The 19,068-nt window shown below is 64.4% G+C and carries 13 protein-coding genes; 10 read left to right on the top strand and 3 right to left on the bottom strand.

Annotated features, from left to right (window positions below; genetic code table 11):
• The first annotated feature begins 86 nt into the window (after positions 1–86).
• The 6 genes from mtrB to secA all read left to right on the top strand — a co-directional run bounded on the left by mtrB (position 87) and on the right by secA (position 9,525).
• The gene (gene mtrB, locus IEX43_RS13435; protein ID WP_192043853.1) at positions 87–1,832 is read left to right on the top strand and encodes an MtrAB system histidine kinase MtrB; all 1,746 of its coding nucleotides are present in this window, start codon (positions 87–89) and stop codon (positions 1,830–1,832) included.
• On the top strand, positions 1,829–3,547 hold the full coding sequence (locus IEX43_RS13440) for an LpqB family beta-propeller domain-containing protein (RefSeq protein ID WP_188811757.1): 1,719 nt from the start codon (positions 1,829–1,831) through the stop codon (positions 3,545–3,547). Before mtrB ends, IEX43_RS13440 begins: the two co-directional genes overlap by 4 nt.
• Positions 3,548–3,646: 99 nt before the next feature.
• Positions 3,647–4,570: a ComF family protein gene (locus IEX43_RS13445; protein WP_188811758.1), complete on the top strand. Its 924-nt coding sequence runs from the start codon at positions 3,647–3,649 to the stop codon at positions 4,568–4,570.
• 144 nt (positions 4,571–4,714) lie between these two features.
• Positions 4,715–5,440: a ribosome hibernation-promoting factor, HPF/YfiA family gene (gene hpf, locus IEX43_RS13450; RefSeq protein WP_104184996.1), complete on the top strand. Its 726-nt coding sequence runs from the start codon at positions 4,715–4,717 to the stop codon at positions 5,438–5,440.
• A 32-nt stretch (positions 5,441–5,472) separates the two neighbouring features.
• Positions 5,473–6,702, top strand: a complete 1,230-nt coding sequence (locus IEX43_RS13455) for a winged helix-turn-helix domain-containing protein (protein WP_188811759.1) — start codon at positions 5,473–5,475, stop codon at positions 6,700–6,702.
• Between the two features lie 84 nt (positions 6,703–6,786).
• The gene (gene secA, locus IEX43_RS13460; RefSeq protein WP_188811760.1) at positions 6,787–9,525 is read left to right on the top strand and encodes a preprotein translocase subunit SecA; all 2,739 of its coding nucleotides are present in this window, start codon (positions 6,787–6,789) and stop codon (positions 9,523–9,525) included.
• 92 nt (positions 9,526–9,617) lie between these two features.
• On the opposite strand, the gene IEX43_RS20315 is transcribed toward secA, so the two are convergent.
• A complete protein-coding gene (locus IEX43_RS20315; protein ID WP_229666458.1) occupies positions 9,618–10,115 on the bottom strand; it encodes an Rv3235 family protein in 498 nt (165 codons plus the stop codon).
• Positions 10,116–10,156: 41 nt separating this feature from the next.
• Entirely contained in the window at positions 10,157–11,131 is a 975-nt protein-coding gene (locus IEX43_RS13470; protein ID WP_188811761.1) for a LysM peptidoglycan-binding domain-containing protein, read from the bottom strand.
• A gap of 96 nt (positions 11,132–11,227) precedes the next feature.
• On the opposite strand from IEX43_RS13470, the gene IEX43_RS13475 reads away from it, so the two are divergent.
• On the top strand, positions 11,228–11,800 hold the full coding sequence (locus IEX43_RS13475; RefSeq protein WP_188811762.1) for a hypothetical protein: 573 nt from the start codon (positions 11,228–11,230) through the stop codon (positions 11,798–11,800).
• A gap of 40 nt (positions 11,801–11,840) precedes the next feature.
• On the opposite strand, the gene IEX43_RS13480 is transcribed toward IEX43_RS13475, so the two are convergent.
• Entirely contained in the window at positions 11,841–12,056 is a 216-nt protein-coding gene (locus tag IEX43_RS13480) for a helix-turn-helix domain-containing protein (protein ID WP_045729765.1), read from the bottom strand.
• A 148-nt stretch (positions 12,057–12,204) separates the two neighbouring features.
• Here IEX43_RS13480 and IEX43_RS13485 point away from each other — a divergent pair, with 148 nt between their 5' ends.
• The 3 genes from IEX43_RS13485 to IEX43_RS13495 are packed head-to-tail and all read left to right on the top strand — an operon-like array spanning position 12,205 to position 19,064.
• Entirely contained in the window at positions 12,205–12,849 is a 645-nt protein-coding gene (locus IEX43_RS13485) for a hypothetical protein (protein ID WP_188811764.1), read from the top strand.
• Complete coding sequence (locus tag IEX43_RS13490; RefSeq protein WP_188811766.1) at positions 12,846–14,153, top strand: AAA family ATPase; 1,308 nt, start codon at positions 12,846–12,848, stop codon at positions 14,151–14,153. Before IEX43_RS13485 ends, IEX43_RS13490 begins: the two co-directional genes overlap by 4 nt.
• A 57-nt stretch (positions 14,154–14,210) precedes the next feature.
• Positions 14,211–19,064: an NAD-glutamate dehydrogenase gene (locus tag IEX43_RS13495; protein WP_188811768.1), complete on the top strand. Its 4,854-nt coding sequence runs from the start codon at positions 14,211–14,213 to the stop codon at positions 19,062–19,064.
• Positions 19,065–19,068 lie beyond the last annotated feature (4 nt).

Below are 19,068 nucleotides of genomic sequence, written 5' to 3' on the forward strand. Positions count from 1 at the left end.
AGTCCGCCGCCGGACATCCCGGCGGGTCCGGCCTGCCCCCTGGCCCCGAACACACCGCCGCCGTCAGTGCCCGTCTCCGGGACCTGATGTTCCGCGCCCATCTCTGGCAGCGGCGCGCCCTGATCGTCAGCCTGCGCGTTGCACGGCTGGTGAGGACCGGATTCCGGCGGTTCCTGCCGGCGCTGCGCTTCATCGGCCGGTCCCTTCACCGGCGGTGGCGCCGGTCGCTGCAGTTCCGCACCGTCCTCACCACGCTCCTCCTGGCCGTCACCTCGTTCGCGGTTGTGGGCGCCTACCTGTCCAACCAGATCGCCAACAACCTTTTCCAGGAGCGGCTGGCGCAGGCCGAGTCCGAAACCAGCTACCACGTCAAGCAGGTGCAGGACACGTTCGACGGCGCGCAGGTCACCGACCAGGCCAGCGTCATCACCCTGGTGTACGACACCCTCAACGCGGTGGAAGGCCGCGGTTCGGTCATCCAGCGCAGGTACGTCTTTGAGGCCATGCCCGAACAGACGAAGCCCAGGAACCGCTGGGTCGAATCCCGGGCCTCGGACCAGCTGACGGTCAGCGTCATCCCGCCCGAACTGCGCAAGGCCGTGCAGGAGTCGGGGAAGGACCAGTATTGGGCCTCCACCGTCATTCCGGTGGGCACCGAAGACCGCCCCGGCATTGCAGTGGGCAACAAGGTGACGTTTAACGGCACCGTCTACGAGCTGTACCTGATCTACGACCTGAACACCGCGCAGCAGACCCTGGACGAGATCCAGAGCGTCCTCTGGGCCGGCGGCGCCGTGCTGGTCCTGCTGATCGGTGCCGTCGCCTGGTACGTCACCCGCAACGTGGTCAGCCCGGTCAGCCATGCGGCCATGGTGTCGGAGAAACTCGCTGCCGGCCAGCTGCAGGAACGGATGGTTGTCAGGGGAGAAGACGAAGTTGCGCGCCTGGGTGCATCCTTCAACCACATGGCAGCCAGCCTCCAGGAGCAGATCACCCAGCTGGCAACCCTTTCGCAGATGCAGCAGCGATTCGTCTCCGACGTCTCCCATGAACTGCGCACACCGCTGACCACAGTCCGGATGGCGGCGGAAGTCCTGTACGACGCGCGCCACGACTTCGACCCCATTAACAAGCGCTCCGCCGAGCTGCTCTACAACCAGGTTGAGCGCTTCCAGTCACTGCTGTCGGACCTGCTTGAAATCTCCCGCTTCGATGCCGGTGTGGCAGTGCTCGACGCCGAAGCGGAAGACATCCTGCAGGTGGTCGCACATGCCATTGAGGGTGCTGCGCCGGTAGCTGCTGAATATGGTTCGGAGATTGTCCTCAGGGCGCCGGAAGGTGCCGTCATCGTGGAGATGGACGCACGGCGCATCGACAGGATCATGCGGAACCTGATCCTCAACGCCGTGGAGCACGGCGAAGGAAAGCCCGTCACCGTCACGGTCGCAGCCAGCCAGACCGCCGTCGGGATTGCCGTCCGGGACCACGGAATCGGAATGGCTCCGGCAGAGGCAGCGCGCGTCTTCGACCGTTTCTGGCGGGCCGACCCCGCCCGCGCCCGCACTACCGGTGGAAGCGGCCTTGGCCTGTCCATCGCCATGGAGGACACCAAGCTGCACAACGGCTGGCTCCAGGCGTGGGGCAAGAAAGGCAGCGGGGCCAACTTCCGGCTGACGCTGCCCCTGCGCCAGGGGGAAGAAATCGACAAATCGCCGGTCCAGCTCGAGCCGGAGGACATCGTGATGCCCGGAGAGCCGGGGAACAGCAACATGCTGGTCCTGGGAACAGGCGCCGCGGCCGGAACGGTACCTGCACAGGAGGAGAGAACATGACGGGCCATGCCGGCCGACAGGCGAAACTGTCCGCTTCCCTGCTGGTCCTCCTGCTCGTCCTGCTGGCCGGCTGCGCCAGGATTCCCACGTCAGGGCCGGTGGGCAAGAGCAGCGAGGGCAGCGCAGGGAACCTCAGCGCGCCGGTTTTCCTGCCGGCCGCACCACAGCCGGGCGCCTCACCCGAGACCATCATCGATTACTTCTACCGGGCCGGCAGCGGCTACGAAGACGACTACGCGGTGGCGCGACAGTACCTGACGCAGGCATCCTCCGTGTCCTGGAAACCGGATCAGCGTGCCCTCGTCTACCGGGAAGCGCGGGTGGTGGCAACCGGCACGGAGAACGTCTACAACTACGAGCTGGACGTCGCCTACACGGTGGATGCTGACGGCATTGCCACGCAGTCGCCGGAGGGGACGATTGAAAACATCCCGGTGACCGTCACCCAGGTGGACGGTGAGTGGAGGATCTCCGCCATCCCGGACGGCACCGCCATCGCGGAGGAAACCTTCAAGGTAATCTACGGCGCGTTCCCCATCTACTTCTACGATCCCTCCTTTACGTTCGCGGTCCCGGATGTCCGCTGGTTCATCAAGAACAAGACGGTCAAAGCGATGACCAGTGCCCTGCTGGCCGGGCCGGCACCCTACCTGCGCGGCGCCGTCGCAAGCGCCTTTCCCTCCGGCATCAAGCTGGCCCGCGAGTCGGTCCCGGTGGTTTCCGGTGCCGCGCAGGTGGACCTGACGGCCAAGGAACTCATGGAGACGTCGCCGGAGGACCGGCTGCGGATGCAGATGCAGCTGACGTTGACGTTCCGCAGCCAGCCCGACGTCGTCAACGTCGAGCTGCGCGCCAACCAGGACCTGGTGCGGGTGGAAGACAACGGGTCCGTGCTTCCGCCGGTGCAGGACAAGAACGTGCCGTCCCGCCAGATTGCCATCAGCGGCAACGACCTGGTGCGCTACGAAAACAACAGGGTTTCACCGCTGCCCGATATGCAGCCCGTGTCCTCCCTCAACCCCAGGCTTCCCGCAGAATCTCCCGTGTCGCAGACGGCTGCCTTCCTCAATGAGAGCCGCACCACGCTGTACAGCATCAGTCCCGGGCAGCCGGCCAGGGCGCTCACCACCAGGAGCACCCTGAGCCGGCCATCCTTCGGGCTCAATGAATGGGTCTGGTCGGCCGGGCCGGGAGGTTCGGGGGACACCGAAGTGGTGGCTTACCGCCCGGCCGGGATCGCCGAGGGTGCCACCGTACCTTCGGTCACCCTGACGCCGGCCTGGCTGGCCGGCCGGACAGTCAAAGAGTTCCGGATTTCGAGGGAAGGAGTCCGAGCGCTGGTGATTTCGGAGCAGAACGGTAAGACCCGAGTCCAGGTGACCGGCATTATCCGCGGCGGCGACGGGACACCCCGGGAGCTGACGCCGCCCATCACCCTGGCAACCGGCAGTGACCCCGACCAGGGCGCGTGGGTCACCGATACGACCATCGCGGTCATGAAGGGCTCAGCGGCGTCGAACGTCACGCCGGAGCTGCTGTCACTCGCCTCCGGGCAGCCGCAGCAGCTGGCGCCCTGGCCTGGCCTCGTCGCCTTGAGCGCCGGGAACGGGCCCGAGGACATTTATGCCCAGTCGGCAGAGGGCATCTTCCAACGCCTCGGCAACGGGTGGTCTCCACAGATCAAAGGCCCCACCGACCCCTCGTTTCCAGGCTAAGAAACCCTCTCCCGGAGGCTTGGTCCTGCAGTCAGGGCTTTGTCCACATGTGGCAGCCGGGTGTTGTGATGGCACCGCCGCAGGGCGGATAGTCGGGGAGTGGCCACCAGAACAGGATCGCGTGACAGGGCAGCAGCACCTGTCCGTCTGGACCCCGATCTCACCCCGCCTCCCGGGTTCAGCGCCAGGCACCGCGGAGAACACGGCAGCACAGTCTTTGGCATCCTGGAGCAGCTCGCGGGGGCGGCGGCGGACCTGATGTCCCTGGCAGTTCCCGTGGACTGCGTGTGCTGCGGAGCCGAAGACCGGGCGCTCTGCATCCGGTGCGACCGCCACATCCGGCGGCTCACCGCGGCGCCGTTCCGCGCGGAAAGCGGAGCCCCCGCGCTGATGGACGTGACGGGGACGGTGCTGCTTCCGGTGGTCGCAGCCGGCGTGTACCGCGAAGAGCTGGCCCAGGCGCTGCTCTCCTTCAAAAGGCATGGGCAGCACCAGCTCAAGGGAAGCCTGGGACGAGCTCTGGGCGGAGCGGTCCGTGCGGCCACGGAAGGTTCAGGAGAGTTCCTCCTGGTCCCTGTCCCCACCAGCACCAGGGCGTATCTGAACCGTGGCTTCAGCCCCGTCCATTTGCTCCTGCGCGGCGCGGCAGGACGGCTGCCCGGGCTGGATGTTGCAGACGTCCTCACGAAAGCACGCGGGGCAGGGCTGCAGCTGCCCGGCGGGCAAAAAGGCCTCGGCCGGGGTGCCCGGGCACAGCGCGTACGCGGGTCCATGCGGGTCCGCCGGCGGGTCCGGAGCATCGTCGCCGGACACCCCTGCATCATCGTCGACGACGTGCTGACCACCGGAGCCACGCTGGCTGAAGCAGCCCGGGCACTCCATGCGGCGGGGGCACAGGTGGCGGGTGCCGTCGTGCTCGCGGCGACACGCCCGCCGGATGCCGATGGCGGCACCGCTGCACCCGCGCAGGCCCGCGGATCCTGCCATGACTTAGAAAAAAATAAACCGGGAAAGGATGAATAACGGGTGCCTATGAACTAACGTCGGTGGTGGGTACCAAGAACAGAATGTACCTTTCGATGGCGGCTCGGAGAGGGGCTCGACTGTCAGGCAGATCGGCCCAGGGAAGCGCCGCCGTCGTGTCACCGAAGTCATTTGGAGGGCACCATGGAGTTTATGATCAGCGGACGAAATCTGACAGTTTCAGACCGGTTCCGCGAATACGCCGGGGAAAAGATCTCGAAAATCGAATCGCTTGGGGACAAGGTCCAGCGGGTCGATGCGAAAGTCTCCAAGGAGACCAATGCCCGGCAGACCGGCGATCAGCTGACCGTTGAGGTGACAGTCCTGGGCAGGGGGCCCGTGATCCGCGCTGAGGCCAGCGCCGCTGACAAGTTTGCAGCATTCGACCTCGCCTACAACAAACTGCTGGAACGGCTCCGGCGCGCCAAGGACCGCAAGAAGGTCCACCATGGACGGCACACACCCAAGGCTGTCCGCGAAGCTACCGCCTCCCTCGAACCCGCCAGCCCGAACGAGCCCCTCTACGTCGAGGCAAGCCACCGGAACGAGGCCGTGGCCGCCCCCGAAGACAAGTCTCCCTACGATGTCGACAACGACATCCCGGCCGGAAATTCCCCGGTCCTGATCCGTCGCAAGGTCTTCCCCGCCGCTTCGCTCTCCCTCGACGACGCCGTGGACAACATGGAACTTGTGGGCCATGATTTCTACCTTTTCGTGGATAAGGCCACCAACACGCCGTCCGTCGTGTACCGCCGCCGCGGTTGGACCTACGGGGTGATCACCCTGGACCACGAGTGCGAACCCGGAGACACCGTGGTGGAGGAAAAAGTCCTGGCGTACCGCTCGGACGACACCCCGGCCAACGCCTAGGCTGGTGAAAACCATCAACAGAGAGGACTGATGTGCCGGCGACGCTGAGCCTGGACCAGGCACGGCGGATCGCTTTGGCAGCGCAGGGACTCGACAAAGGACGGCCCGCCGGCCCCGTGACATCACGGACGGTGGGCCGCACCTTTGCCCGGATCCAGCTCGTCCAGATCGATTCCGTCAATGTCGTTTCCCGGAGCCACTTCCTTCCGTTCTTTTCCCGGCTCGGCAACTACGACCGCACGATCCTCCAGCGGATGTCCGCCGTCAATCCGCGGCGCATGGTGGAGTACTGGGCGCACGAGGCAAGCTACATCCGGCCGGAACACTATGCGGATCTCCTGTTGTGGCAGAAACGGACCTGGGTGGGTGCGTCCCGCATGGACCCCGGGCTTCGTGCTGACATCACCGGGCGTATCCTCGACACCCTCGCACGGTCCCGCCCCCTGACCGCTGCTGAGTTGACCGCCCGGATAGGCCACGTCGAGGAAACGCAGACGGCGAACTGGGGGTGGAACTGGAATGCGGTGAAGAGGGTCCTGGAACACCTGTTTGAGGACGGCACGGTCTGCGCTGCATCTCGGACGGAACAGTTCGAGCGCAGGTACACGCTGGCTGCCAAGGTGCTGCCGCAGCTTTCCTTCGGTGAAACAGGCGCCGACGCTCCGGCCGAGGCGATGCACCGCCTGATCGATGCCGCCGCGCAGGCCCACGGCATCGGAACCGTACGGTGCTTCGCAGACTACTTCCGCACGCCCGTCAAAGCGGCAGCGGACGCCGTAGCGCATCTTGTGCAGCAGGGAAGGCTGGAACCGGTGACTGTGCCGGGCTGGGACCGTGCCGTCTTCCGCCATGCCGACGCAACTTTGCCCCGGCGGGCCACGGGCCGCGCGCTGCTGAGTCCCTTCGATTCACTGGTCTTCGAACGCCGGCGGCTTGAGGAACTGTTCGGCTTTCACTACCGGATCGAAATCTATACTCCTGAGCACAAAAGGCGGTATGGCTACTACGTCCTTCCCTTCCTCCTCCGGGACAGGATCGTGGCGCGGGTGGACCTCAAGGCTGACCGAAAGGCAGGGAAACTGCTGGTGAGGTCTTCCTTTGCCGAACCTGGCGCGCCGCCGGACACCGCCGTCGAACTAGCTGCAGAGATCCGCCTCATGGCCGACTGGCTGGGCCTGCCCGACGTTGAAGTTTTCCCCGTTGGCGACCTGGCCGGCGGCCTCGCCCGTGCCGTACGCACCGAATCGGACTATCCGCTCTGAGGGAACAAGCGGGCACCTCGGCGGTGTCTCTCCCGTAGACTAAAAACGCCAGAATTCGGCGGCAAAGACTGGGAGCATCTTCACGTGGCATCACTTATCGAAAAACTTCTCCGCACCGGTGATAAAAAAACCCTCCGGCAACTGCGGAACTATGCCGACTCCATCAATGCCCTGGAAGATTCCTTCAAGACGTTTACGGACGCCGAACTCCGGGAGGAAACCGACCGGTTGAGGGAACGGCACCAGGACGGTGAGAAGCTGGACGACCTGCTTCCGGAAGCGTTTGCCGCCGTCAGGGAAGCTTCCTCCAGGACCCTGGGGATGCGCCACTTCGATGTCCAGATGATGGGCGGCGCCGCCCTGCACCTGGGCAACATCGCGGAAATGAAGACCGGTGAAGGCAAGACCCTGGTGGCGACCGCTCCCGCCTACCTGAACGCGCTCACCGGCAAGGGCGTCCACGTGATCACCGTGAACGACTACCTCGCTGAGTACCAGTCGGACCTGATGGGACGTGTCTACCGTTTCCTGGGCCTGAGCAGCGGGTGCATCCTCTCGAACCAGGATCCTGCGGTCCGTCGCCAGCAGTACGCCGCTGACATTACATACGGCACCAACAACGAATTCGGATTCGACTACCTCCGCGACAATATGGCCTGGGACAAGAACGAGCTTGTCCAGCGCGGACACCACTTCGCCATTGTTGACGAAGTGGACTCCATCCTCATTGACGAAGCCCGCACACCGCTCATCATCTCCGGGCCGGCGCAGGGGGACACCAACCGCTGGTACAGCGAATTCGCCAAGGTGGTCCTCCGGCTCCAGCCTGACAAGGACTACGAGGTCGATGAAAAGAAGCGCACCGTCGGCGTCCTGGAGAGCGGCATCGAGAAGGTGGAGGACTACCTCGGTATCCAGAACCTGTACGAGTCGGCCAACACACCCCTCATCGGGTTCCTCAACAACGCCATCAAGGCCAAGGAACTTTTCAAGCGGGACAAGGACTACGTCATCCTGGACGGGGAAGTCCTGATCGTCGATGAACATACCGGCCGCATTCTTGCCGGCCGCCGCTACAACGAGGGTATGCACCAGGCGATCGAGGCCAAGGAAGGCGTCGAGATCAAGGCCGAGAACCAGACCCTGGCCACTGTGACGCTGCAGAACTACTTCCGTATGTACCAGAAGCTTTCAGGCATGACCGGTACTGCCGAAACCGAGGCAGCGGAATTCATGAGCACCTACAAGCTGGGCGTGGTGGCCATTCCCACCAACCGCGACATGCAGCGCATCGACCAGCCGGACCTGGTCTTCAAGAACGAAACGGTAAAGTTCGACGCCGTTGTGCGGGACATCGCAGAACGCCACGAAAAGGGCCAGCCGGTCCTGGTGGGCACCACCAGCGTCGAGAAGAGTGAATACCTGTCCCGCCTCCTTGCCAAGGAAGGCATCCGGCACGAGGTGCTCAACGCGAAAAACCACGCACGCGAAGCTGCCATCGTCGCCCAGGCCGGACGCAAGGGCGCCGTCACGGTGGCAACCAACATGGCCGGCCGCGGTACGGACATTATGCTCGGCGGCAACGCTGAATTCACCGCCGTGGCCGAGCTGGCCAAGCGCGGGCTGGATCCTGAGGAGAACTCCGAGGAGTACGAGTCCGCCTGGCCGGCAGCACTCGAAGCCGCAACGCAGTCAGTCAAGGACGAGCACGAGGAGGTGCTGAACCTCGGCGGACTCTACGTCCTTGGAACCGAGCGCCACGAATCACGTCGCATCGACAACCAGCTTCGCGGACGTTCCGGCCGCCAGGGTGACCCTGGCGAGTCGCGCTTCTACCTGTCGCTGACCGATGACCTCATGAGGCTCTTCAACTCGGGCGCCGCGGAACGGCTCATGAACAGTTCCGTGCCCGACGACGTCGCCCTGGAATCAAAGCTCGTGTCCCGGGCGATCGCGTCAGCGCAGGGCCAGGTTGAGGGCCGCAACGCCGAACAGCGCAAGAACGTCCTGAAGTACGACGACGTCCTCAACCGCCAGCGTGAGGCAATCTACAGTGACCGGCGGCGGATCCTCGAGGGAGACGACCTCCACGAGAAAGTTCAGTTCTTCGTCGAAGACACCGTCACTGCGCTCATCGACGCAGCAACGGCAGAAGGCAACGGCGATGACTGGGACTTCAACCAGCTCTGGACCAATCTCAAGACCCTCTATCCCGTGAGCGTCACGCCGGAAGAGATCATCGAGGAGGCCGGAGGCAAGTCCAGGCTTACGGTGGAGTTCCTGAAGGAGGAACTGCTCTCCGATGCGCGACTGGTGTACCAGGCGCGGGAGGAAGCCCTGGGCTCGGAAAGCATGCGTGAACTTGAGCGCCGAGTGGTCCTCTCCGTCATTGGCCGGAAGTGGCAGGAGCACTTGTATGAGATGGACTACCTCAAGGAAGGAATCGGGCTGCGCGCCATGGCCCAGCGTGATCCGCTGGTTGAATACCAGCGTGAGGGCTTCATTCTCTTCCAGGGCATGATGGAAGCCATCCGGGAAGAGAGCGTCGGATTCCTGTTCAACCTTGAGGTTGAGGTCACGCCCGCCCAGGACGTGGTGGTCGCGGACGACGCCGGCGAACACACCGAGCATGTGCAGCCGCAGGTTCACGCTGCCGGGCTCGAAGCGCCCGAGAAGCCGGCCCAGCTGCAGTACACCGCACCCAGCGAAAGCGGTGGAACGCAGACCCGCGTGGAGACGCGCTCCTCGGGCAGGTCAGGGAATCCGGCCAAGGCGGCAGCCCAGGACGCGGCCAAACGTCCCGCGAAGAAGAAGCGCCGCTGACGGTGGTTTGAGCTGCCCGTCGCGGCTTGGTAAAAGATGGTGAGGGCAGGGCCGGGAACAGTGTTCCCGGCCCTGCCGCGTTCTGTTGCCTTTCAGCCGATGACAAGTTCAGTCACCCGCCACACCTGTTTGCTCCGCTCCAGCCGGACGGCTACTGCACGTGCGCGCACGTCGTCCACCACCACCGCGCTGGCTTCGTAGACACCATCGCGGACTTCGCAGACGCGGACGGAGCGGACCGCGGAGTTGCGGTGGAGCCGGGCGAGCGCCGGATTGCCGGTCCGGGTGATTTCCCGCCTGATCAACGCGGCTCGGTGCTGCAGTGCGGCAAGGCAGCGGGGGTCTAGTCGTCGTGCGAGCTGATGGATCGGCCTGATGCCGGCAAGGACTTCCATTGCCGCCTGGACTGTGCCGCGGGTGACTGCGCGGACTTCCGCCATGGGGTCCACCGGGCGCAGAGGCGCCGGACCTCCGTCGCGGAAAGGCACCACGGGCGCAGTTGCCGACTGCGCGTTAGGTGGCTGGTCCGGCTCTGCTGCTCCGGGAGCAGTCCTGCCCCGAACCGCGTGTAGTGGTATTGCTGCAGTCATTGGTCTTCCCCTTACTTTGTTGGCGACTGGTCCGGGCTGGGCTATTTTCGTCCAGCCAGCGGTGGCTGAAGAATCTGCCCTGGGAGCAGCACATCGGGATCCTGTCCGATGACTTTCCGGTTGGCCTCGTACCAGCGAGGCCAGTGAAGTGCGATGTCCAGGTCGGACACGCCGGGTCCCAAATATCGGGCCGCTATGTCCCACAGGGTGTCTCCGGCGTGGACGGTGACACCCTCGTCCTGCGGCCCGTGTCCCCCTTCAGCGGCACGGTGGGCCGGAGCCGCGAGCATTCCCGGGTCCGTGACAGGTGTGGCAGGCTGCCAGCCGGGGTGGAGGGTTGACGGGGGAGTTGCTTCCATCGCTCCAGCCAGTTCCGGTACAGAGGCGTGTTCCGGTGCGGTGGTCAGCTCCGGTTCAGTGGCGTGTTCCGGTACGGTGGCAAGTTCCGGTGCGGTGGTCAGCGGCTCACCGCTGGCCCGCGGGCTATGGCCCCGAGTAGGGGCTGCGCCGGGTGTGCCCGATTCCCCTTTTCCTTCGGTGGCAGGGACGGCAGGAGCCGAGGAGGATTGCCTTTGCGTCGGAGCCCATTCAGGCCCCGGGCCGGTGACTGCGGCATGGGCTGCCGGTCCCGCCAGAAGGTGGACGGACAGTGCGCCCAGAACCAGTCTCTGCATGAACGCAGGTGAAAGTCTTCGGGTGGCTGCTGCTGCGCGGGGACGGCCCTTCCGCTCCAGAATGGCCGTGACGGCAGCACATGCCAGTGACAGGATCCACCACGCCACAAGGCCTGCGCCGGCAGCAGCTGCGCCCACCCCGAGGAGTTCCTCGACACCCGTTTCCTGCTTCCGGGCGGAAGCGTCCCCCAGCTGCCCAAGGAGGCCTGACCCGATGAAGCATAGAAGAAGGCCCAGGAGCAGCACGCCCAGCGCTGTCAGGAGATCAACGGACTGCCCGGGAGCCCCTGCCTTGGCGCTGATGACGTCATTTGATGTAGTTTGACGCTGTTTGGTTCGCATAGACTTATTTTGGAGTCGATGGCTGAGGTTTGTCCATACGCTGGAGAGAAGTTTCTTTGGGTTGACCGGCCTCCCGCAGGGTCCTACGCTGACGCAATGCGCTGGGATTCCCTTTTCAATGACATGGAAAGCCAATTTGCCGAGTCAGAGCGGTTGGCGCTTGACGCAGAAATCAATGACCGCACGAGGGCCGAGATGGTGGCTACGGAACTCGCAGATCGGCTGCGGGGAGCGCTTGGCTGCCGGCTGGCCGCGCATCTCGGCTGTGGGGAAGTCGTCCGGGGCGCACTGAGCCATGCAGGCGCGGATGCCCTTGTAGTAGACGAGGAGCAGCACCAAGTACTTATTCCGTACGCATCGGTTATGTGGTACGAAGGGCTGGGCCGGATAGCGGTGGCAGAGCCGTCACAGGTGCGCAGGGGTATTGGACTTGCCCACGCACTGCGCGGTCTCGCAAGGGACCGCGCGGAACTGTCAGTGACATTGAGGGGGCAGGGTTCCGGACCTGTCAGGCTCACGGGAGTGATCGACAGGGTGGGGAAGGACCACCTGGACCTGGCCGTCTACACTCCCGGGGAGTCGCGACGCAGCAGTCAGGTCAACCAGGTATCCGTCATCCCCTTGACATCCCTGGCTTCCATCAGGTCCCGGCGGTCCGGCGAACTCTAATGGCCTCGTCCACTGGGCCAGTGAATGGTCCAGGCGGGTATCAGACGGACTTGGACTTCGACTCCTGGATCATCCGGCTTGCCTCGGCGTAGCGCTCCTCGATGTACTGCTCCAGCATCTTCTCTTCCACGCGCCACTGACCCCTGCCGCCAACCTGGATGGCTTTCAGTTCACCGCTGCGGACCAGTGCGTACGCGGCCGGAGAATTGATCTGGAGCTGCTCGGCAACATCTGCGAGCGTAAGGAACCTGGGCATGCTTCCATTTTGCCATCGAATGGCCGCAGGTGCTGTTGTTATCCACAGATTGGCCTTGTTTGCAGTGATGACTTTTGTTCCGGCGTCCCGGCGGTAACAATGAGGGTGAAACGGCGAGCAGGGCCGGCTTACGGGGGGAGAAAACTAGATGGTGCCTGAAGTATCTGCCACAGCGGCACGGCTGAAGCGGCCGTCCTGGAAGGATCCCCGGCTGCTGGCGGGAATCCTCCTGGTCCTGGTTTCCGTGGCCGGTGTCGTCTTCCTCGTCGGCAGCGCGGACCGGACAACCGAAGTTTTCGCGGCGCGTGATGGTATCGCAGTAGGGGAGCGGCTGACCCAGGACAACCTGGTGCGTGCGAAAGTGCGCCTGGGGGACACCGAGAGCCAGTACATCACGGCAGAGTCGGGGCTCCCGGAGGGCGTCGTGGCGGTTCAGCGCATCGGAAAGAACCAGCTGGTTCCCCGTGCCAGCCTTGGCGCGGTAGACGAACTCGACCGAAAGCCGGTGGCGCTTTCCATCGATGAAGCGCTCCCGGGGCAGGCAGTAGCCGGAGCCAGGGTGGACGTCTGGGTTGCCCAGGCGGACGCCCGAAACGGCTTCAGCGAGCCGAAGCTCCTCCTGTCCGGTGCTGAGATCGCCGAGGTAACAGCCGGCTCCACGGCATTGGGATCATCGAGGAAAACCGTCCTCATGGTGCTGGTGGAGGACAGTCACATGCCTGCGCTGCTGGGAGCCCAAGCAAACGGGGCAAAGATCTCGGTGGTCTGGAACCCGGGCGGCGGCGCCAAATGAGCATACCGGTGGTCACCGTTGGCCAGAGCCGGGAAGATCTGGTCGGTGGGCTGGAACGGTTGCACGGTCCTGTCACTGTGGTCCGGAGATGTACGGAACTTACCGAGCTTCTTGCTGCATGCCAAAGCGGGCTGGCGCGGGCGGCGGTCGTAGCGGAGGGGTCTGAGGGGCTGACGTCCTCGCTGGTGGACCGGCTCTCAGCTGTTGGGGTGGCCATTGTTGCCCTGACTGACAACGCCGATGAAGCGGCCAGGCTGCGGGCGATAGGGGTAGATTCCGCGCTGACCGGCGTGGAGTCCGCTGCACTGTCGGACCGGATTGCCGAGGCCGTGTCCCAGCTGTCGGGATCGGGACTGCGCACTGCCCCCAGGAGCAGTCCGGCTGATCCCGGCGGTGCTCTGAAGCCGGTCCCGGTGGGGCCGCTTCCAGGCCCGGAGGAACCTGGGCAGGGGAGGATCATTGCCGTCTGGGGTCCGGCTGGAGCGCCCGGCCGGACCACCCTGGCTGCGAACATGGCAGGCGAACTGGCGGTGGATGGAAAAGGAGTGATTCTTGTCGACGCTGACAGCTACGGTGCCAGCATTGCAGCCGTGCTCGGGCTCCTCGATGAGTCCGCTGGCCTGGCGCAGGCCTGCCGCCTCGCGGACCAGGGCCTGTTGGATCGGGAGGCACTCGAAAAGATTGCAGCTCCGGTGGCAACCAAGTCCGGCACTTTCAGGGTGCTCACGGGCATCACGCGTGCGGACCGATGGACGGAGCTTCGCGCCTCAGCCCTCGCGCTCGTCCTCGACCGCGCGCGGGAATTAGCTGAAGTGGTGGTGGTGGATGCCGGGTTTTGCCTTGAAGCGGATGAGGAGCTCAGCTTCGACACGATGGCGCCGCGCCGGAATGCGGCAACCCTGCGGTCCCTGGAACTTGCCGATACGGTTTACGCGGTCGGCGCCGCCGATCCGGTCGGGGTCCCACGGCTGGTGCGCGGCCTCACCGAACTGGACGAGGCTGTCCCAGGTGTTTCGCCCATTGTTGTGATGAACAGGGTGCGTGCTTCGTCCGTGGGCAGGGGGCCGGAACGCCAGTTGAGGGACGCCTGGGAACGATACGGCCCGGCTTTCGAACTGAAAGGGTTCCTGCCCCATGACCCTGCGGCGGCGGACGCCGCCCTCCTGGGTGGCTCGCTGCTGCTTGAAGCTGCCCCCGATTCCCCGCTCCGCCATGCCATCCGCGAACTCGTTTGTGCACCCGCCCAACAAAAGCGAAAATCCTCTGTCTTTTCTTCCACAGCAAGGCGCCGGGCGAAGGACTAGGCTCGCCATAAGAGCTGCAATGGTGCAGCAAATATTTCGTGATGGAGGCGTTTGTCGATGTCGTCTGGATCCAGCGTGGAGGATCAGCCCCTTTCCATTGAAGGCGATGAGGGTTTCATTGGGGACTACTACCAGCACCTAGCTGAAGAGGACGCCCGGGCCTACCCGCGGGACGTGCTGGTGGCACGGGCGGACCATCACCGGGACGTTGCCTCGGTCCGGCAAAGGGGCCAGGCGAAAATTGCCATCATGGACGAGGAAGACAGCAGCGTCGTCTTCGTTGTTACCGATGACATGCCATTCCTGGTCGATTCCGTGAATGCCGAGCTTGTCCGGCAGCATGCCGCCATCAAGCTGGTACTCCACCCACTGTTCGTGGCGACGCGTAACCGGGAGAGCGGCGAGCTCGCCAAGGTCAACAGGGTCCCTGCGCACCTCGGGATATCCAGCGGCGACACGGCTGCCATGCCCAACCTTTCGCACCTGATTGCCCAGGGCGGGAATGCCTCCCACATGGAGTCCTGGATCGCCGTCGAGATTAACCGTGTCTCACAGGAGGCAAAGGCAGCCCTCCTCGAGGGACTGGAACGTGTGCTCAAGGATGTGCGCGCCGCCGTCGAGGACTGGCCCAAGATGCGCCAGAGGGCCGTCCAGATCGCCGAAAGCCTGGACCAGATCGCAAATCCTGCACAGATCGCGGAGCTCCGGCAGGCGAAGGACCTGCTGCGCTGGCTCGACGACGGGAACTTCACGTTCCTTGGCTACCGGGAGTATGACCTGGTGAACGTCGACGGCGAAGACGTCCTGGAGCTGCGCGACAACAGCGGCCTGGGGCTGCTTAGGGACTCCGAAGACTCGCCCCACATCCAGCACCTCACGGATACAGGCCGGAAAAAAGCGCGGGAAAAGCGTGCCCTGGTCATCACCAAGGCAAACTCCAGGTCAACCGTCCATCGTTCGGCGTACCTGGACTACATCGGGGTCAAGAGCTTCGACGCCGAGGGCAACGTCAATGGCGAGCGCCGCTTTATTGGACTCTTTGCCACCAGCGCCTACACCGGCTCCGTCCGGGACATTCCCATCGTGCGGGAAAAGGTCGATGCGGTGCTCCAGAGCGCCGGCTTCCCGCCGGACTCCCACTCCGGGAAGGACCTGCTGGGGATCCTGGAAACCTACCCCCGGGATGAGTTGTTCCAGATCGAGATCCAGGATTTGGCCGCAACGGCCCTAGGGATCCAGAAGCTGCAGGAGCGCCGCCGCACCAGGCTCTTCCTCAGGCCGGACATCTACGGCAGGTTCATGTCCGCTGTGGTCTACCTCCCCAGGGACAGGTACACCACCAACGTCAGGCTCCGCATCGAGCAGGAACTCCGCGAAACGTTCCAGGCTGTTTCCATCGACTACGAAGCCCGCATGACCGAGTCGGCCCTCGCGCGGCTGTTCTTCCGCATCCGGCTGCCCAAGAATGCCGACGTCAGTGGCGTAAATACCGTGGAACTCGAGAAGCGCCTTGTCCGTGCCGCCCGTTCGTGGAGCGAAGGCATCGCAGAGGTGCTGCGCGAGAGCCGGGATGTTGCCGACGCCAAGGAGCTTGCCGCCATCTGGTCCGAGGCATTCCCGGCCGGCTACCGCGTGGACTACGAAGTGGAGGACGCCCTCGAAGACATTGCGCGCTTCGAGAAGTACGGCGCCGCCGCGGAACGGGCCGAAGGTACTGTCCAGGAGCGGCCCGGCGTTCACGTCTACCTTCCGGAAGGGGCGGGTGCAACGCTGGAGGAGGACGCACGCGTCAAGCTCTACATGCTGGAACCCAAGAGCCTCAGCCAGATCCTCCCGTACTTCCACAACCTTGGCCTGGAAGTCCTTGACGAGCGGCCCTTCGAAATTGAAACCGCGGACAGCCGCGACTTTTTCCTGTATGACCTGGGCCTGAAGTACCCGGCCAAAGTGGATCCGCTCTCAACCGGGCAACTGCTGGCCGATTCCTTCGGCGCTGCAGTCACGGGCGCATCCGAATCGGACAGCTTCGACCGGCTGGTCCTGAGGGAGGGCCTGCACTGGCGGCAGGTCACCGTGCTGCGGGCCTATGCGCGGTACATGCGCCAGATGGGCAACACCAACTCATTTGGGTTCATGGCAGACACCCTTCTGGCTAACCCCCGGGTGACCAAGGGGCTTAACGCCCTCTTCGCGGCGCGCTTCGACCCGTCCCTGAGCGACGACGAGCGGGCCGAGGCCCAAGCCTCCGTCCGCAAGGACCTGGACGTGTCCATCGAGAAGGTGGCAACGCTCGACGCCGACAGGGTCCTGCGCACGTTCGTCAACCTGATCGAGGCGACGCTCCGGACGAACTACTACCAGGACAGGGCGCACCTGAGCTTCAAACTCGATCCATCACGGATCGAGGGCCTGCCGTTCCCGCGCCCCATGTTCGAGATCTGGGTCTACTCGCCGCGCGTCGAGGGCGTCCACCTCCGCTTCGGCAAGGTGGCCCGAGGCGGGCTGCGCTGGTCCGACCGCCGCGAGGATTTCCGCACCGAGATCCTCGGGCTGGTGAAGGCGCAGACAGTGAAGAATGCGGTCATCGTGCCCACGGGCGCCAAGGGCGGGTTCTTCGCCAAGCAGCTGCCGGACCCCACCGCAGACCGTGCCGCCTGGATGGCGGAAGGGATCGAAAGCTACAAGACCTTTATCAGGGGCCTGCTGGACATTACCGACAACCTCATTACGGAGGGTGACAGCGAAAGTCTCGTGCCGCCGTCGGACGTTGTCAGGCATGACGACGCCGATTCCTACCTCGTTGTGGCTGCCGACAAGGGCACTGCGACCTTCTCGGACATTGCCAACGGCCTGTCTGCGGAGTACGGATTTTGGCTTGGGGACGCGTTCGCGTCCGGCGGCTCCGTGGGGTACGACCACAAAGCCATGGGCATCACCGCCCGCGGCGCGTGGGAGTCGGTGAAGCGACACTTCAGCGAGCTCGACCTTGATACGCAGACCCAGCCGTTCACCGTGGTCGGCGTGGGTGACATGTCCGGCGACGTGTTCGGCAACGGCATGCTGCTCTCCCGCCACATCCGTCTCCTCGCCGCCTTCGACCACCGGCACATCTTCCTCGATCCCAACCCCGACGAGGAAGCCTCTTTCGTGGAACGGCAGCGTTTGTTTGAGCTGCCCAGGTCCTCATGGGATGACTACAACAAATCGCTGATCAGTGAGGGCGGCGGCGTTTTTGCCCGACAGGCCAAGTCCATTCCTGTATCGACCCAGATTCGTGCCGCGCTGGGCCTGCCGGCCGATACAACCGAACTCAGCCCGCCGGAACTCCTCCGCGCGATCCTCCTGGCCCCCGCGGACCTGCTCTACAACGGCGGCATCGGTACATACGTCAAGGCGAGCACCGAAACAAACGCGATGGTCGGGGACAAGGCCAACGATGCGATCCGCGTCGACGGCCGGGACCTGCGCGTCAAGGTGGTGGGCGAAGGTGGAAACCTCGGCATGACGCAGCGCGGGCGCATTGAGGCGGCGCTGCAGGGAGTCATCCTCAACACCGACGCCATCGACAACTCCGCCGGCGTGGACTGCTCCGACCATGAAGTGAACATCAAGATTTTCGTGGACCGGATGGTGGCGGCCGGAAAGCTGTCTCCCGAGGAACGTGCAGGCTTCCTGGCGTCGATGACTGACGAAGTGGGCCGGCTCGTGCTCGAAGACAACATCGACCAGAACATCCTGCTGCTGAATGACCGGACCCGGGTTGCCGAGTGGAGCCCCAGCTACGAACGGCTGATGGACTGGCTGGAAAAGAAAGCCGACCTGAAGAGGGACCTTGAGGCGCTTCCCACCACGGAGACCCTGCACGAGAGGCTGCAGCAGGGGCAGGGACTGACATCACCGGAACTTTCGGTGCTGGCCGCTTATGCGAAGATCGAGCTGGCGACGGCGCTGCGGGAAAGCGACCTGGCCGATGACCCTTGGTTCAGGCAAACGCTGCGCGCCTATTTCCCCGCGCAGCTGCGCGAACGCTTCGACGCCGAACTGGACACCCACCCGCTTCGCCGCGAAATCATTGCCACAGTGGTTGCCAACGACATCATCAACCTCGGCGGCATTACGTTCGCCTTCCGGGTGATGGAGGAAACGTCCGCCAGCGAAGTGGCCGTGGCCAAGGCGTTTGTTGCGCTGAGGGAGGTCTACGATCTGGACACCATGGTGGGGGAACTGAACAACCTCCCGGCGTCCTTCCCCACGGAGCACTGGAGCACTGTCCACTTGGACGTCCGGCGGCTGCTGGACCGGGCCGTCCGCTGGCTCCTGGGACAGGGAACGCTGTCGCGGCCCATCGCAGACGTGGTCTCGGAGTTCAAACCGGTGATGGAACCGATGCGCGCGCGCCTGCTGGAGTACCTGCGCGGCGATGACCGGGAACGGGTTGCCAGCTGGCTGGAGAACGCACGCGAGTGGGAGCTGCCGGAAGGTCTGGCCTTGCGCTGGGCAGAGCTTTTCGAAAGCTTCGTGCTGCTGGACATCGCCAAGATTGCCCACGTGCGCAAGGACCCGGTGGAAGAGATCGCCGCCGTTTACTACACCGTGTTCAACCGGTTCCATGCAGATTCACTGCTGGAACGGATCAGCAGCCTCCCCCGGCAGGACAGGTGGCAGGCGCTGGCCAGGGCAGCCTTGCGGGATGACCTGTACTCCACCATCTCGGACATGACGACGGCGGTGCTGGACGCCACTGCCGCCGCTGACTCGCCGGAAGCGCGGCTGAAGGACTGGGAGGCCCGGAATGCAGAGCAGCTCACCAGGGCGAAGAGCATGTTCGACGAGGTGAATTCGCTCGAGGCCGACGATATGGCGTCACTGTCGGTAGCATTGAGGCTCTTGAGGTCAATCGTCCGACGCTAGCAAG

Source organism: Pseudarthrobacter polychromogenes (genome assembly GCF_014644495.1).
Classification (GTDB): domain Bacteria; phylum Actinomycetota; class Actinomycetes; order Actinomycetales; family Micrococcaceae; genus Arthrobacter; species Arthrobacter polychromogenes.

Bases quoted from the DNA above. Each gene is read 5' to 3' on its own strand.
- IEX43_RS13490 (WP_188811766.1), top strand. From the start codon at position 12,846: ATGAGCATACCGGTGGTCACCGTTGGCCAGAGCCGGGAAGATCTGGTC.
- IEX43_RS13440 (WP_188811757.1), top strand. From the start codon at position 1,829: ATGACGGGCCATGCCGGCCGACAGGCGAAACTGTCCGCTTCCCTGCTG.
- mtrB (WP_192043853.1), top strand. From the start codon at position 87: ATGTTCCGCGCCCATCTCTGGCAGCGGCGCGCCCTGATCGTCAGCCTG.
- IEX43_RS13485 (WP_188811764.1), top strand. From the start codon at position 12,205: ATGGTGCCTGAAGTATCTGCCACAGCGGCACGGCTGAAGCGGCCGTCC.
- IEX43_RS20315 (WP_229666458.1), bottom strand. From the start codon at position 10,115: ATGACTGCAGCAATACCACTACACGCGGTTCGGGGCAGGACTGCTCCC.
- IEX43_RS13470 (WP_188811761.1), bottom strand. From the start codon at position 11,131: ATGCGAACCAAACAGCGTCAAACTACATCAAATGACGTCATCAGCGCC.
- IEX43_RS13495 (WP_188811768.1), top strand. From the start codon at position 14,211: ATGTCGTCTGGATCCAGCGTGGAGGATCAGCCCCTTTCCATTGAAGGC.
- hpf (WP_104184996.1), top strand. From the start codon at position 4,715: ATGGAGTTTATGATCAGCGGACGAAATCTGACAGTTTCAGACCGGTTC.
- IEX43_RS13480 (WP_045729765.1), bottom strand. From the start codon at position 12,056: ATGCCCAGGTTCCTTACGCTCGCAGATGTTGCCGAGCAGCTCCAGATC.
- IEX43_RS13475 (WP_188811762.1), top strand. From the start codon at position 11,228: ATGCGCTGGGATTCCCTTTTCAATGACATGGAAAGCCAATTTGCCGAG.